The 16,030-nt window shown below is 36.5% G+C and carries 18 protein-coding genes; 3 read left to right on the forward strand and 15 right to left on the reverse strand.

Going from position 1 to position 16,030, the window contains the following annotated elements; translation table 11 throughout:
* Window positions 1-432: 432 nt before the first annotated feature.
* The 4 genes from HWQ49_RS04310 to ric all read right to left on the reverse strand — a co-directional run bounded on the left by HWQ49_RS04310 (window position 433) and on the right by ric (window position 3,312).
* On the reverse strand, window positions 433-1,077 hold the full coding sequence (locus tag HWQ49_RS04310) for an ATP-binding cassette domain-containing protein (protein WP_188206321.1): 645 nt from the start codon (window positions 1,075-1,077) through the stop codon (window positions 433-435).
* Between the two features lie 23 nt (window positions 1,078-1,100).
* On the reverse strand, window positions 1,101-1,778 hold the full coding sequence (gene modB / locus HWQ49_RS04315; RefSeq protein ID WP_188206322.1) for a molybdate ABC transporter permease subunit: 678 nt from the start codon (window positions 1,776-1,778) through the stop codon (window positions 1,101-1,103).
* Window positions 1,779-1,804: 26 nt separating this feature from the next.
* Window positions 1,805-2,551: a molybdate ABC transporter substrate-binding protein gene (gene modA / locus HWQ49_RS04320; protein ID WP_188206323.1), complete on the reverse strand. Its 747-nt coding sequence runs from the start codon at window positions 2,549-2,551 to the stop codon at window positions 1,805-1,807.
* 62 nt (window positions 2,552-2,613) lie between these two features.
* A complete protein-coding gene (ric, locus tag HWQ49_RS04325; RefSeq protein WP_188206324.1) occupies window positions 2,614-3,312 on the reverse strand; it encodes an iron-sulfur cluster repair di-iron protein in 699 nt (232 codons plus the stop codon).
* Window positions 3,313-3,528: 216 nt separating this feature from the next.
* Between ric and HWQ49_RS04330 the strand changes: the two genes are divergently transcribed.
* Window positions 3,529-3,954 (forward strand): hypothetical protein, encoded by a 426-nt coding sequence (locus tag HWQ49_RS04330; protein ID WP_188206325.1) that lies wholly within the window; start codon window positions 3,529-3,531, stop codon window positions 3,952-3,954.
* On the opposite strand, the gene HWQ49_RS04335 is transcribed toward HWQ49_RS04330, so the two are convergent.
* Window positions 3,951-5,072, reverse strand: a complete 1,122-nt coding sequence (locus HWQ49_RS04335; protein ID WP_188206326.1) for a TIGR04053 family radical SAM/SPASM domain-containing protein — start codon at window positions 5,070-5,072, stop codon at window positions 3,951-3,953. The two genes, HWQ49_RS04330 and HWQ49_RS04335, sit on opposite strands and share 4 nt — an antisense overlap.
* 58 nt (window positions 5,073-5,130) lie before the next feature.
* Between HWQ49_RS04335 and HWQ49_RS04340 the strand changes: the two genes are divergently transcribed.
* A complete protein-coding gene (locus tag HWQ49_RS04340) occupies window positions 5,131-5,817 on the forward strand; it encodes a Crp/Fnr family transcriptional regulator (RefSeq protein WP_223154992.1) in 687 nt (228 codons plus the stop codon).
* Here HWQ49_RS04340 and HWQ49_RS04345 read toward each other — a convergent pair whose 3' ends face one another.
* The 7 genes from HWQ49_RS04345 to HWQ49_RS04375 form a co-directional block, all read right to left on the reverse strand.
* A complete protein-coding gene (locus HWQ49_RS04345) occupies window positions 5,818-6,375 on the reverse strand; it encodes a hypothetical protein (protein WP_188206327.1) in 558 nt (185 codons plus the stop codon). It lies immediately after the preceding gene.
* A gap of 27 nt (window positions 6,376-6,402) precedes the next feature.
* Window positions 6,403-7,020, reverse strand: coding sequence for an SCO family protein (locus tag HWQ49_RS04350; protein ID WP_317450904.1), 618 nt, complete (start codon window positions 7,018-7,020; stop codon window positions 6,403-6,405).
* Between the two features lie 78 nt (window positions 7,021-7,098).
* Window positions 7,099-8,796 carry a cbb3-type cytochrome c oxidase subunit I gene (locus tag HWQ49_RS04355; protein ID WP_394810753.1) on the reverse strand — a complete coding sequence of 566 codons (1,698 nt, stop codon included), beginning with the start codon at window positions 8,794-8,796 and terminating at the stop codon, window positions 7,099-7,101.
* 13 nt (window positions 8,797-8,809) lie between these two features.
* The gene (locus HWQ49_RS04360) at window positions 8,810-9,271 is read right to left on the reverse strand and encodes a cytochrome c oxidase subunit II (RefSeq protein ID WP_188206329.1); all 462 of its coding nucleotides are present in this window, start codon (window positions 9,269-9,271) and stop codon (window positions 8,810-8,812) included.
* A 20-nt stretch (window positions 9,272-9,291) separates the two neighbouring features.
* Window positions 9,292-9,432 (reverse strand): cytochrome c oxidase subunit 2A, encoded by a 141-nt coding sequence (locus HWQ49_RS04365; protein WP_188206330.1) that lies wholly within the window; start codon window positions 9,430-9,432, stop codon window positions 9,292-9,294.
* 105 nt (window positions 9,433-9,537) lie between these two features.
* Window positions 9,538-10,443 carry a prenyltransferase gene (locus HWQ49_RS04370; RefSeq protein ID WP_188206331.1) on the reverse strand — a complete coding sequence of 302 codons (906 nt, stop codon included), beginning with the start codon at window positions 10,441-10,443 and terminating at the stop codon, window positions 9,538-9,540.
* A 17-nt stretch (window positions 10,444-10,460) separates the two neighbouring features.
* Window positions 10,461-10,952, reverse strand: a complete 492-nt coding sequence (locus tag HWQ49_RS04375; RefSeq protein WP_188206332.1) for a hypothetical protein — start codon at window positions 10,950-10,952, stop codon at window positions 10,461-10,463.
* A gap of 174 nt (window positions 10,953-11,126) precedes the next feature.
* Here HWQ49_RS04375 and HWQ49_RS04380 point away from each other — a divergent pair, with 174 nt between their 5' ends.
* A complete protein-coding gene (locus tag HWQ49_RS04380; protein WP_188206333.1) occupies window positions 11,127-11,447 on the forward strand; it encodes a hypothetical protein in 321 nt (106 codons plus the stop codon).
* 127 nt (window positions 11,448-11,574) lie between these two features.
* Here the strand turns inward: HWQ49_RS04380 and yihA are convergent, their stop codons facing one another.
* The 3 genes from yihA to clpX form a co-directional block, all read right to left on the reverse strand.
* Complete coding sequence (yihA, locus tag HWQ49_RS04385; protein WP_188206334.1) at window positions 11,575-12,156, reverse strand: ribosome biogenesis GTP-binding protein YihA/YsxC; 582 nt, start codon at window positions 12,154-12,156, stop codon at window positions 11,575-11,577.
* Between the two features lie 6 nt (window positions 12,157-12,162).
* Window positions 12,163-14,418, reverse strand: a complete 2,256-nt coding sequence (lon, locus tag HWQ49_RS04390) for an endopeptidase La (protein ID WP_394810757.1) — start codon at window positions 14,416-14,418, stop codon at window positions 12,163-12,165.
* A 267-nt stretch (window positions 14,419-14,685) separates the two neighbouring features.
* Entirely contained in the window at window positions 14,686-15,960 is a 1,275-nt protein-coding gene (gene clpX, locus HWQ49_RS04395) for an ATP-dependent protease ATP-binding subunit ClpX (protein ID WP_188206336.1), read from the reverse strand.
* Window positions 15,961-16,030: the final 70 nt, after the last annotated feature.

Raw genomic sequence — 16,030 nt, forward strand, 5'->3', positions numbered from 1 at the left:
ATTACCTATTATCATTAGAAATTCCCCTATAATAAAAAAACTTGGTCAGCTGACCAAGTTTTTCTTAATTCACCGAAATATTACGGATGTGGATGATTTTTTTCGAGAGGTTTAATACGTATACAAAAGTTGGGGATTTATACTAAATTAGCCTTTTGCGAGTAGTGACGGTGAGATTATTGATGGATCAGTGGTATGATTAATGAATGAAGCTTTTATTGATGAATAGCTCAATTTATTACTGAATACGTTATTTTATTAATGAATCATCTCTCATATTTGATGAATACGCAAAAATAATTGCTGAATATGAGCTATTATAGATGAATCGCCAACATTAATTGGTGAATCACCCCTTTTATGACGGAATCGGTTTCTAATCACTATTAACCTTCACACTTGATGGAAGATTTTTTATTATCTAAATAACCATTACTCCTCATTAGATGAATCAAAAGTTACTGTACCTTTGTTAATTCTAATCAGTCTTTCGGAGGTTCTCTCAGCTTCTTCCATGCTATGAGTAACCATCACAAACGGAATCTCCCATTCCATTTGAAGCTCCATTAATAGATTTTGTCCCTTTAATCGATTTTCGTCATCTAATGATGAAAAAGGTTCATCCAATAAAAGGACATCAGGCTTAACTGCTAAAGCTCGAACTAAATTAACACGTTGCTTCTCCCCACCGGAAATTTGATGTGGGTATTGCTCCAGTAGTTGAGCAACCTGCAAATGATTTAATAACCTATCAATATGAGGGTCTTTAAGTTGATGGTTATGGTTAAACAAAATATTTTCTTGCACCGTTAAATGTGGTAACAGTCCATTCTCTTGAAATATATAACCGACATTGCGTTTGCGGATCGGTAACTGGATCCGTTTCTTGTAGTGAAAAAAAACTTGATTATCTAAAATGATCTCTCCATCATCTGGGGAAGTCATTCCAGCTATACAGTTTAATAAAGTTGATTTTCCTGCACCTGAGTGACCAACTATAGTAGTAATTTCACGACCAAACTCAAGGTCAACAGCTAACTCAAATGTTTCTAATTGCTTTCTTAAATTAACAATCATATTCCTACCCCTATACCCAATAATTATTGAAGCCACTTCGATGTCTTACGATTGTTTAAATACAGCAACCAATAAACAATCATTAGTCCGAATGAAAATAAGACAACAACCCATATAATAGCTTGCTCCATTTGCCCACTTTCAACAGCAAAGTATATCGCAATTGGTAAAGTATCTGTTTCTCCAGGAATATATCCCGCTATCATTAGTGTCGCACCAAACTCACCAATGGCTCGTGAAAAAGTAAGAATCACTCCTGCTAATAGACCTGGCCATGCTAAAGGAATCGTGATATCTTTAAATACTTTCCACTCTGATGCTCCCATCGTCCGGCCAATATTTTGCCACCTTGAATCGACTTTTTGAAAAGCAGCTTTGGCACTTTGGTACATCAATGGAAATGAAACGACAACCGAAGCTATAACAGCCCCTAACCAAGAGAAATAAACATGAATACCAAATAAATTCTCTAACAAAATTCCAAAAGGCCCATTTCTTCCAAACAAAAAAACTAACGCAAAGCCGATCACTGTTGGTGGAAGAACCATTGGAACTAATATTAAAGATTCAATAAAATGTTTTCCTTTAAACTCTTTTTTATCTAATAAAGCGGCAAGGGCTACCGCTGAAATGACGACGATTAAAGTTGCAACGATGCCTACTTTTAGTGACAAATATAATGGTGAAGACGAATCAAACATGATCTTTACCCCTCGATCTATTCTTGTTAACGACTAATAAAACCATAATCTTGAAACAACTCCTGCCATTTTTCTGACAAAAGATGTTCAAAAATCACTTGATTTTCTATTTTATCATCTCTATCTTGATTAATCCCCATTTGATAAGAAATATAATAATCTGTACTTATATAATCTAACTGCCTCATCCTAGGATCAGACCCATAAACAACCCCAGCTTGTGCTTGTTTATTATTCACATAATTAAACACTTGCTGAGCATCTTTACCATACACAGAATTCTCATTAAATAAATCCCACATATCTATGTTTGATAGATAATCATAAGTGTATTTACCTAATGGGACACTATTGGGTTCGCCAAGTGCTATAAAATCAATCTCCCCTTGTTGAAGTTCTTCGGCTAAATGTTTCAGGTCAGCTATATCGTTGTTTGAAATGAACACAAGGTCATTATAGATTAAGGGCTCTAAGTATCGCTCACTTATATAACCTTTATTGACTAGTTCATCCATATCCCACTCACTGGCCGAGACGAACAAATCAAATTCCTGTCCTCTAAGGATATGTGTTTTCAACTGTGTAGATGAGCCGTATAAGATTTTAATATCTATGTTAGTATCTTCTTCAATTTCAGTTTTTACGTCCTCTAAAATTAAATGGAGACTTGATGCAGCCAAAATCGTGACTTGATTAGTTTGTGAAGGGGTTGTATTTTGACTACATCCACTGATTAGAAGAACGAAGATCATCATAAAAATGATATTTTTCATTTAGATTACCTCGAGTCAATATTCATGCCACTTCTAAGCTAAATAGAAGTGGCATACTAGTATTAAAATTCACTTTTTACTTTATCAAAGAGAACGTTATTTTCTAAGTGTATATGATCAAAGGTATCCTTTTCAATATCTGCAAGACGTTTATAAATAAGTTGGTATGTTCCACATGCGCTTGCTGGTGGCGTGAAGTTATCCGTTGCCTCTCTTAATTCTGTGAGTAATTCACTGGTTTTCTCATGTGCTTTTTCAATCGTTTTAAATTGTGACTGTAATCTTTCAAACGCCTCAATACTTGGTTGACTTATAAACTCTTTAATACTCGGGAATAATTGTTCATCTTCAATAGCTGTATGTTCTAATAGCTGACTGCTTAACTCCTCATAAATTTTAGCAATCTCAATTAAATGAGGTTGCTTGGGTCCATGAACCTTAGAGACACGCTTAATATATGGCGCTAATGCTGGTAATTCATCTTTCAAATATCGATGATGTTTTAACTGAATATAGTTAATCAATAATTCCTCATCCATCGATTTGGGCTTCATTTCATTATATTGTTTGCTAAATTGTTGAATGTCTTCTAGTTGACTAATAACTCCTTTAACGTCTAATCCTCTTTTTTCACAAGCATCTTTAAGTGGAACTTTACCCCTACAGCAAAAATCAATTTTATGTTTCCTAAATAAATCACTTGTTTTCGGAAGATCACTAACGATATCAGAAACAATGGACCTCTCTGTAATTGTTTGCATTTGAATCCCTCCAAGATTTGTTGCTTTAATTATCTTACTTTTAGAATTCAAATGTAATTGGGGAACTCCCTCTATTATTTGAAGAGATTCATCTACGAATCTGTCAAAAATAAGTTGATTAGTCATTTAAAGCTTAATTTTAAGGGAATTCCCCCATTCAATTAAAAAAATCATATGCTAATCTTTAAATTGATAACCTTAAAGGAGGAATATGTTATGTCAGGACCATCATTAAAACAGCTTCATGCTCACCACGCCATTCATGAAGGTGGTAGAGCAGGCGCAGTTCAGAAAATAGAATATTTAAAGGAAGTATCAAAAACAGGAGACTTAGAAAAGATTAATCAATCTGTAGAAGATCTTATCTACTATTGGGAGAATCGTATCTTAACTCATGCAGATTCAGAAGAAGAAGAAAACGGGTTTTATCAAGAGGTACTACAACAAAAACCTGAATTAAAAGAAGAAGTGATCGCATTAACACGCGACCACGACATCTTAAGGATTATCATTAAAAAGATTAAAGACAAAATGAAAGAAGAGGGATTCTCAGATGATATCATCTTTCATTTTGAATCTTTAATCATAGTCAATGAAATTCATAGCCGTGATGAAGAAAAACTATTACTGCAAGATGATTAAGATGACTTCTTGCGTTTTCTCATCGCTTTTGGAATATATACGCAATATGGTTCGCTTTCCATATAATCACCTGTTGCGTGATAGGCACGAGATCTCGAACCACCACAAATATGGCGGAATTCACAAACACCACATTTACCTTTGTATGAATCAGGGTCTCTTAATTGTTTGAAGACTTCTGATTCCCGGTAAATCTCTGATAACGGTGTCTGACGAATGTTACCGGCTTTGACTGGTAAGAGACCACTTGGGTAAACATCACCTATATGAGAAATGAATAAGAAACCATTTCCATCATTTACTCCTTTAGGTGCTCTGCCAAGTCCGTCTACCTGATCAAGGTTACCAGACATTAATGAGTCTTGGTAATCTATGATATCTGGTCGCTGTTTGTTTTCACGCATTTTTTGCTGAATAACAACTCTTCGGTAGTGCTGAGCGGCAGTTGTCTTGATGTCGAATGGAACTTCCTTAGACTTTTGATAAAGCCATCTAAGTACTTTTTCGTGTTCAGCTGGTGAAATCATATCCGATTCTTTACCACGTCCGGTTGGAACAAGGAAGAATACACTCCATAAGACACATTCTAACTCTTCCATTAGTTGGGCCATTTCTTCTAAATAATCAACATTATACTTGGAAATAACGGTGTTAATTTGCAGAGGCATCTCAAGAGACTTTAAGTGCTCAATTGACTTTAGCGTTAAATCAAAGGAACCTTCAGTACCACGGAAGTAATCATGAACCTCTTTGTTATGACCATCAATGCTAAAGGCCCATCTTGATAAACCAATGTCTTTAGCTTTTTGCATGACATCTTTAGTTACATTTGGTGTTGCTGAAGGCGTCATAGATACTCTAACACCTTTTTCAATTGCATAAGATGCGATATCAAAGACATCATCTCGTTCTAGTGGATCGCCACCGGTAAATACAAGGATTGGATAGTCCATTTTGACAATCTCATCAACAATCCCTTTACCTTCTTCAAAAGAAATTTCAAGTGGATGTCTATGATGTTGGGCTTCAGCACGACAATGTAAACATTTTAACTGACAAGCTCTAGTTAATTCCCATATAACGATAAAGGGATTCTTATGATAGTCTCGATTGAACATGTTAATCACTCCATTGAGTTTTTTAGTACTAAATATTCCTTATAAGTAGGTGACTATAATGAAACAACATATTGATTTATTAAAAAGCTTTACGATTTTTAAAGATTTAAATGATGATGAAATCCAATCCATTCTTTCCTTTTCACATATAAGAAAATTTAAGAAGAATGATCACATCTTTATGCAAGGCGATGTTATTTCTCATGTATACTTTATGATTAGTGGACAGGTAAAAATCTATCGTACTGGCTATAGCGGGAATGAACAAATTGTTAATTTTTTAAAGAGAGGTAATATGTTCCCACACCAAGGTTTTTTCCGAAAAGATAATTACCCTGCCCACGCACAGGCATCTGGCGATGTTGAATTGATTTGTATCCCAATTATGGAATTTGAATCATTTCTATACCAACGCCCGGAAATTTGTATTCGTCTTCTTAGTGTTCTAGGCGACTTAATTGTAGACTTACAAAACCGATTAGAATCCAAAATGGTTGATACAGCCTATGAACAAGTTATCAAGGCGATCTTAAGGATTGGTGAAGCTAATGGTAAAAAAGAAGGTGACTATACGGTTCTTACCGTCAAGATCACTAATCAGGAATTAGCTAACATCATCGGTTCAAGTCGTGAAACGGTCAGTCGTTCATTGACTAAATTGAAAAAGAACAACTTACTTCATATGAATAAAAATGGATTTTTATATTATGAATTTGATGTTTTACACGAACAAATCCTCTATTAATTATTCATATTTACTGGAATCAATAAACCACTCTTGGATGAGGTAGATAATGCCGCAGATGCCCATTGTTATAAAGCCCCATCCAAGTGTTAGTTGTTCAACTTGTAAGTAGTTATTACATAATTGCTGCTCCGAGAAGATATACAGAGCCCCCATTAAAATAAATGAGAAGACAAAAATGATAATAACGATGTCTTTCACCCTATCAGATAATCTCTTCCAACTATCACGTAGTGGAACACCTACCAAAAAGGCTAAACTGATAAACTTAAATACTTCCCATGTATAACTAATCAATGCATCATCCATCGTTTTAGGGATCATCCAATACAAAGTTACAAACACTAACAATACAGCTCCAGGAATTCCATTCTCATTCCATTTAGAGAAGAAATTCGGGAATTTTTTGATTAGATAGTCACCTATTAAAAATCCTGCGATGATAATCATTGGCATTTGCATGTGCATGTGTAAAATCATGATTGATTCAAGGAAATCTCTAACGGGAGGAGCAAACAAGAACAATAGAAGTAGCACCCCATAAAAACCTTGTGTCATTACCATCACTCCTCCCCTTGATTGTTCTTAGTCCTCTAACTCTTCTAATAAATAGTCAACAGCTGAATCGATATCCTGATAGTCCAATACAGCTGTCAAATGACCATCAGGGTTAACAACATAAAAAGCTGAATTGTGTGTAAAGTGGCCATCATCTGTTGGAATCACAACCACTTCAAATGTATCTAAAAGATTATTTAATTCTTGATCGTCATTAATTCTGGCCATTCGCCATGTTTCACCATCACTGCCGAAATACTGTTGATAACTATTTAGAACCTCTGGTGTATCTCTTTCAGGGTCAAAGCTAATACTTAAAAACGTAACATCTTCTCCAAGAAACTCTTCAGGCAGCGCCTCATATACCTCACCCATGTTTTCCTCTAACTGTATACAAACAGTCGAACATGCTGAGTAGAAAAAGGTAATAAACACGTACTGACCCTCAAATTGAGAAAAGTTATATTCTCTATTGAGACTGTCTTCCAAAACGACTTCTGGAAACTCCGGCTGAGAATTCACTAATTGGTTGGTACGTGATGTCTCTGCAGTATAGGCAGTGAACCCGTCTGTACCAATATAATAAATGGACGATAAGAGAACAACAACTATACTTAGTGAGATGAGAGTCTGCCGATTTTTCATAATCATAAACCCCTTTTAATGTGGCTCTGCTAATATGAATCTAGCAGAGCCTTTAGGTTAATGGTAATTATTATTGAATTACCAAGTTCTAAATGGAGGTGATCCTGGAGGTGCATCAACAATCATATCAACTACAGGAATGACATATCCCATAGCTATGACTAATAACATGATCACAATCCACTTGCCCCACTTTTCTGTCCAATAAGGAGTTGGACTTGCGTTTTCTTCCACTTCTCCAATAGGGAATTCCTCTACACCTTTAGGAGCGCGGAACATTAAATGGAATACGATATAAACTTGTAATAGAACAGCTAGCATTAGAACCGTACCACCGATTGCTAAGAAGATTAGGTATGGATCCCATGATAACGCTGTTGCATTTTCTGCATAGTTTGTGAAACTTGTTCTTCTTGGACTTCCTAGTAAACCAACTAGGTGCATAGCAACTGACATAACTGTCATACCAATTGTCCATAAAATCGTTGTGAATAAAGCTAATTTATTCATTTGTTTAGTTAGGATTCTTCCTGATAAATGTGGAATCAACCAATAACTAACCCCAAAGAATGTTAAGGCGACTGTCATACCAAGTGTGACGTGGAAGTGACCAACCACCCATAACGTATTGTGAACCACTTGGTTTAGTTGGTGCATTGTTTGTACTAGACCACCTGCACCACCGACAACAAATGCTGCCATCGCTATAAATAAAGCTAAGAATCTTGCATCTTTCCATGGTAATTTAGTAAACCAACCAAATAGGCCTTTTCCACCTTTAAGACGTCCAGCTCTCTCCATAATATGGAACATAGCGTAAGCTGTCATTAGTGATGGGAAACCAACTGCTAAACTCATGTAAGCGTGCATATATTTAATCGGTTCTGAAATACCTGGGTCAATGATTTGGTGGTGGAATCCACCAGGGATGTTTAGAATAACTAATAGTACGATGACGACCCTTGTTAAGGTATCACTAAAGCGTCTACCTCCGATGATCTTAGGCATCATGACGTACCATGCTGAGATAGCTGTTAGGTACCAAATATTAACTAACGTATGACCGAACGCCCAGAAGAAGGTACGTGATAACATAACGTTTATCGTATCTACCCAACCTAACACCCAAGGGATAATCATGAATACCTCTGTTGCAACAAAAGCACTTGAGAATGTTAATAAGACAAATACACCTGTTGCGAAGAATGAAAGAATCGGTAGAATTTGCCCTTTGTTATTCTTACGCCAGTTTGCAACACTAATAAACGCACCTGCTGCACTCATCCATACACCAAGGACAATAAATACTAAACCAATGTAGAACCACACTGACGCAGCCATAGGTGGATAGAATGTATAAAGTACAGTTGCTTCATTCATTAAGATTGGAACCACTGCAATTACAAAACCAAATACTTTGGTAAAGAATGCAATCCATCCCAACTTCTTAACTTTAGGTAGTAGACCACCTAATGTATAAGATAGACCTGCATAGAAATAACCTATTGTAAAGAATGCTGTAAACACAAGGATTAATAATAGTCCGTGTGATGTTAAGACTTGATAATAGCTAAACCAGCTTGGGAGTTCAAATAGTCCAGCTCGATTTAAACCCTGAAGTAAACCAAGCGTTCCACCGACCAACAATGCAATAAATGATACAATCATATACCATTTAGAAAGTAATGCATCACCAGGTCGTTCTTGACTCCAACTCTTTATATTTTCTCTTGTTTCCTTCATCGTAATTTTTTCTTTCGTTGCTTTTGTCATCATTATTCACCTCCAACTACTTAATCGTAATTTCTGTAGCCATTAACTCATGGCCAGCTCCGCAATATTCGTTACAAACAACCAGATACTCACCCGGTTCATCAAACGTATGTGAAATAGTTGTTACATGACCTGGTGTGATCATCGCGTTCACATTCGTTCCAGCAATTTGGAACCCGTGTACGACATCCTTAGACGTTAATGTAAAGTGAACAGTAGACCCTTCTGGGAATTCTAATTCCATAGGATCAAAACTGAATATTTGTAGAGTCATAACCACTTCATATTCGTTTTCACCGATTTGATGGATTCCAGTATCATCAAATGGTGGATGCTCTTCAACATTTTGTGGATCAATGGTTTCCTGACCACTTGGTGGCCCCATGTCTAAAGCAAATGCTTGATATCCAATAATCAACATAAATCCAATTATGATAACTGTACTAGCAGTTAACCAAATCTTCTCATAGCGATGCATAATCTATTCCTCCCCTTTTCTTAAAAGCGCATCATGTATAGTCCCCATATTCCAAACCAAAGTGCGACTATAAACAATCCAACAAGTGAAACCGAGACTAATGTTCCTTTTCTAGAGTTGTAATCTTCTTCGTTAAACTCTAATTTCTTTTTACCTAGCATTGGATTCCCCACCTTTCCTTTTGGTTACTTTAAGCGTAAATCAACAAAGATAGCTATCTAGTGACCTAAGTCACTAAATGAGAGATTTCACTTTTTTGACAAAAACTAAAAAACTAACTCTAAAACAATCCATACAATCAATGACGTGCTAAATGTCCAGTGATGATAACCTGCCCATTGCATTCCTTTCACTTTTTCCTTTGGTTCATAAGACTTAAAAAGAGAAAACACTTTAAAGGCTAATAACATTGGAATAAATGCTATAACTCCAAAGTAAGAGGTAGCAAACGTCAAATGAAATACAATGAGGAATAGATAAGGAAGTGTTAAAAAGATGGCTAAGAGTACAACCCCTCTTTTTTCACCAATTCGCATGGGAAGAGTTTTTCTAAATCCCTTATCTTTTTCGAGGTCTCTTAAGTTATTCGACAGAACCATGGTGACCATTAAAGCTATAAATGGAAAGGATACGAACAAAACTTCACTCCAAATAAGTTGATCACTTAAAAGAAAAGCAATTGCAACTGGCAGAAATCCTAGGCTAATAGCTCCTGCAACTTCTCCTAAGCCCAGAGCTGCTAATGAATACGGTGAGGCAGAATACCACACCCCTATACCTAAACCAATGATTCCTACGACAATAATAAAATAAGTGGTCATAGTAGCCATATATAAAGTAATCAGTGAACCAATCCCTACTAATATTAGCGCTACCCAGGGAATTTGTTCCAAGGTTGGACAGGATTTATGACGCTTATATGAATAAAACCACCTATTAACATCCTGACCTGACCTAAAGTCAAAATAGTCATTTAACATATTGACTGAAGATTGCATGAATAAGCCTGTCACCAAAAACATCATCAGCAACAAATAGTCTAGATCTAAGGATCGATTGGCTAATAAAAATCCAACAATCATGGGTCCTAAAGAGGCAGATAATGTTAATGGCCTGGCTAACTGAAACCAATTTCTTCTAAAAATAAATCTTTTCACAAATTGTTCACTCATTTGAGATTTCACCTCGATTATTTAAAAATCATCAAATATAAAAGAGTTAAAAAACCAACACCTTCAACTGAACTAATTAAGAACGAGTAAAAAAGCTTTTGATTGAACAAACCTCTGTGCCCCTTATTAGTTAGGTGAATAATTAGATCGTCAGTTAATACACTTACGGTTTGTTTATAGCCAATGAAACTTCCGTATCCAAGGGTTAAAATCCCTACAATCAAGGCTTTAGACCACCAAACACCATAGTCCGTTTGCCAAAGATCAGATATCGTGTCGATTGGCCCGATCACAACCCCTAAAACAGTCCCAGTCAAGATCACTAATATGCCAGCTAAAACTAATTTAGGGTGACTATAATACATTACCTTTAATAGCAAATTTCGAGCACTAGCAGCATCAACTTTTCTTAGAATTGGAAATATACAAGAACCTATAAACAACACACCACCAAACCAAAGAATGGAAAATAATATGTGTAAAAATAATACAACTTTATAGAAGAGCATAAGTGATCACCTCTTAGCTTAAGTATAATTCGAGGCGAATTTTAATTAATTGACACACGTCAATTCTTCATAATTTAAATCTTGTTATATTGGAAATGTAGGGGAGGAACGTTTAAAAAAAACTGGCTCTTGTTAACAAATTTTAACAGAGCGAAAAATTAGGGGAGTGTTAGAATGAACTTATTAAGTATCAACTTATGGGCTATTAATACTGAATTTATGATGATAGCCATGATTATTGCTGTAGCAATGAGTGTGATGCTAAAGAACCTACCAATATTGGGCATCCAAGGTATTTTAGCAACCGCATTTTACTTTTCATTTCCTTCATTAACCTTACTGACCATTCTTCAATTTATATTTTCAGCTTTCATCTTCTATAGACTCACAAGAGCTCTTGAATACAATTACCATTTAATCCTTGAAAAAACACATCAAGAAGAAAGGTATTATACTCGTGGAGGATCTTCAGGACGTAGAAAGACCTTTTTGTAAACGTAAAAACCTCCCTTTCTTGGTGGAAAGGGAGGTTTTACTTAACCGTATGTGCTATACATCGTGGGAGTATAGACTAGTTCAGGGGTATATTACGTTTTCATCCACACAAGGTGGTTTTCATTTATTAGATAGCTTGTCTAATAATTTTCCAGGCCTGATCTTTTCCTTCCCCTGTCTCAGCCGAGAACGGAACCAGTTCGTCACCTTCTTCTAAATCAAGTGCTTCTTTAATCACTTTGACATGTTTAGCACGTTGGGATTTCTTCACCTTATCTAATTTGGTAGCAATAACCAATGTCGGTATACCGATATGTTTAAGAAAGTCGTACATGATAATATCATCTTCAGTTGGTGGATGACGTAAGTCAACAAGGAGGACCGTTAATTTGAGCTCATCACGAGTCTGGAAATACTCCTCCATCATTCGGCCCCACTTTTCTCTTTCTTTCTTGCTGACTTTAGCGTAGCCGTATCCTGGTACATCCGTAAACATCAGATGGTTATTAATTCGGTAAAAATTTAATGTTTGAGTCTTTCCGGGTTTCGACGATGTCCGAGCCAATGCTTTTCGATTAATCATCTTATTAATAAACGATGATTTTCCAACATTGGAACGACCCGCAAGCGCAATTTCTGGGAGGTTTTCATTGGGATACTGATCTTTTTTTACTGCGCTTAGTACGATTTCTGCTTCATTGACTTTCATTTGCACTTACTCCTTTTTCAATAAGGCATGGTCCAATACTTCATCAAGATGTTTTACCTTAATAAACGTTAGACCTTCACGAACACTTTCAGGGATCTCTTCTAAATCCTTATCATTTTCTTCAGGCATAATGATCGTTGTTAGCCCCGCTCTATGTGCACTTAAAGATTTCTCCTTTAAGCCACCGATAGGTAAGACACGTCCTCTTAACGTAATCTCTCCCGTCATCCCCACTTCCTTACGTACAGGCTGATTGGTAAAAGCCGAAACTAAAGCGGTCGCAATCGTGATCCCAGCGGACGGACCATCTTTCGGTGTAGCACCTTCAGGAATATGGATATGCACATCGTATTTGTCATAAAAATCCGATTCAAGTTCTAACTCATCTGCTCTAGAACGAACATAGCTTAACGCGGCTTGAGCAGATTCTTTCATGACATCTCCCAATTTTCCGGTTAACGTTAATTTTCCTGTTCCATGTACAACGGACACTTCAATTGATAACGTATCTCCACCAGCTTGTGTATAAGCTAAACCAGTAGCAGCTCCAATTTGATGCTCATGTTCAGCTTGTCCATAACGGTATTTAGGTTTACCTAGTAATTCTTCAATTTGTTTCTCCGTTAAGACCACACGCTTTTTATCAGTTGACACGAGAATTTTAGCAGCTTTACGACAAATAGAAGCGACTTCTCTTTCTAAATTACGAACCCCTGCTTCTCGAGTATACATGCGGATTAATTTTAGAATTGCTTCGTCTCTAAACTGAAGTTGTGATTTGGTTAAACCATTTTCTTTTAGCTGTTTAGGAATTAAATGTTCTTTGGTTATATGAAGTTTTTCTAATTCGGTATAACCTGCAATTGAGATAACTTCCATTCTGTCTAATAATGGACCTGGGATTGTCGCAAGGTTATTAGCCGTTGCGATAAACATGACTTTAGATAAGTCATACGGCTCTTCAACAAAGTGATCACTAAACGTACTATTTTGCTCTGGGTCTAATACTTCAAGCATAGCTGAAGATGGATCACCACGAAAATCGCTTGCCATTTTGTCAATTTCGTCTAATAAGAAGACTGGATTAATGGTCTCTGCTTTTTTCATTCCTTGAATTATTCGGCCAGGCATCGCACCGACATACGTTCTACGATGTCCTCGAATCTCTGCTTCATCACGTACACCACCAAGTGATGCCCGTACGAAATGGCGATCGATTGAACGGGCAATGGATCGAGCTAATGAGGTTTTACCAACACCGGGTGGACCCACTAAGCACAAGATCGGACCTTTAAGTGATTCGGTTAACTGTTGAACGGCTAAGTATTCAAGTACACGTTCTTTTACTTTCTCTAAGCCATAATGATCTTCATCAAGAACCTTTTGAGCATGTTTAACATCTAAATTGTCTTCAGTCTCGTTAGTCCAAGGTAGAGCAACTAACCAATCAATATAGTTACGAATTACTGAGCTTTCTGCTGAGCTTTGAGGCACTTTCTCATAGCGATCCAATTCTTTATAAGCAACTTTTTCCACACGCTCTGGCATATCAGCCTCTGCAATCTTCTCTTTCAGCTGAGCTACCTCACTATTCTTTCCATCACGTTCGCCTAATTCTTTTTGAATGGCTTTTAATTGTTCACGTAAATAGTATTCTTTCTGCGTACGCTCCATCGATCGCTTAACACGTTGGCCGATCTTCTTCTCCATTGATAAAACTTCTTTTTCATTATGAATCATCTGAATAATATGATCTAGTCGATCAGGAATATAGATGATTTCTAATATACGCTGTTTTTGCTTAAGTTTTAAGGATAAATGAGAAGTTACAATATCAGCTAACCGTCCAGGCTCAGTAATATCCTTAACGGTTTCATAAGTTTCTCTTTTTACTTTCTTAGAGACTTTAGTATACTCATCAAACTGACTAACTAGCATACGCATTAAAGCCTGTTCTTCTACATCATCGCCATGTTCATCGTCAATAACTTCATAATCGACTGCAAAATAAGGTTCACTCTGTTTAAAAGCTTGAATCTCTGCACGTTCTAAGCCTTCAACCAAAATACGGCTTGTCCCGTTCGGCAATTTAACCATTTGCTTGATATAGACGATCGTTCCCATTTCATATAAATCTTCTTCAGATGGCTCATTTATAGATGAGTCTTTTTGGGCTGCTAACATAAGCTTATGGTCTTCCACCATGGCTTGCTCTAAGGCTTTGACTGATTGTTCACGGCCTACATCTAAATGAAGGACCATCGATGGATAAACAATGACTCCTCTTAAAGGCAGTAGAGGGATCTCTTGATTAGATTCGCTACCCACGAACACACACCTCCAAATAACGGTTCACACTCATGTTATATAACACGGGTGTTCAGGTTAAGTAATCTTCTAACATTATTATATACATTTCGACTTAAACTATTTTGACTTAATATTTAGAATGCTGTTCAAACAAAATAAAAAGGTACTCTCACCAATTAAGAGGAGAGTACCCTCTAATGTCATGTTAACTCATTAATTTCATGCACTTTCAGGTGTCTCTTTGTTTTGATCGACCACTGAACCGTCTTCCATGACTAAAGTAGGCTTACCATTTTCCTTTTCCACTGTTTCTTTTGTAATTATACACTTCTCAATATCATCTCGTGAAGGTAACTCAAACATCACATCTAACATGATACTTTCGATAATGGAACGTAAACCTCTGGCACCTGTGTTACGTTCAATCGCTTTGTTAGCAATTGCACGTAAAGCTTCCTCTTGCAGCTCTAATTCAACACCATCAATATCAAATAGCTTTTCATACTGCTTCGTTAAAGCATTCTTTGGTTTGGTTAATATTTCAACTAGTGCATCCTCATCTAATGGCTGTAGGCTACCGATCACTGGTAAACGTCCAATAAACTCTGGAATCAATCCGTAACGAAGTAAGTCTTCAGGTAACACTTTCGATAATAGTTCAGATTCACTAAGTCTTGCATTTGTGGATTCTGAACCAAATCCAATAACGCGTTCACCTAAACGGCGTTTAACTACCTGGTCGATACCGTCAAATGCACCACCAACAATAAAGAGAATGTTCGTTGTGTCAATCTGAATGAATTCTTGATGAGGATGTTTACGTCCTCCTTGAGGTGGTACACTCGCTTGAGTCCCCTCAAGAATCTTAAGTAACGCTTGTTGAACCCCTTCACCAGATACATCACGTGTAATCGATGGGTTCTCAGATTTACGGGCTACCTTATCAATTTCATCAATGTAAATAATACCTTTTTCAGCTTTTTCTACATCGTAATCCGCAGCTTGAATCAATTTTAATAAAATATTCTCAACATCTTCACCAACATAACCCGCTTCAGTTAATGATGTCGCATCAGCAATCGCAAACGGAACATTTAAGATACGAGCCAATGTTTGAGCTAATAATGTTTTACCACTACCTGTTGGGCCAAGTAACAAGATGTTACTCTTTGATAACTCAACATCGTCATTCTTAACATTAGAATTAATTCGCTTATAATGGTTATATACAGCAACGGATAATGACTTTTTAGCCATTTCTTGACCTATGACATAATCGTCAAGAATGTCGCAAATTTCCTTCGGCTTAGGAACTTCCTTAAAATCTTCCTGCTCTACCGTACCTAATTCTTCCTCGACAATTTCTGTACATAAATCAATACATTCATCACATATATAAACACCTGGTCCTGCTACTAATTTACGGACTTGGTCTTGAGTTTTCCCACAAAACGAGCACTTTAACTGCCCTTTTTCATCACTAAATTTAAACATACTTTCACCCCATAAAAATTCTATATTTAACCATACCAATTTCGCTTATAATTATTCAAACCATCGTAAA

It is taken from the genome of Alkalibacillus aidingensis (assembly GCF_014595945.1).
GTDB lineage: Bacteria > Bacillota > Bacilli > Bacillales > Alkalibacillaceae > Alkalibacillus > Alkalibacillus aidingensis.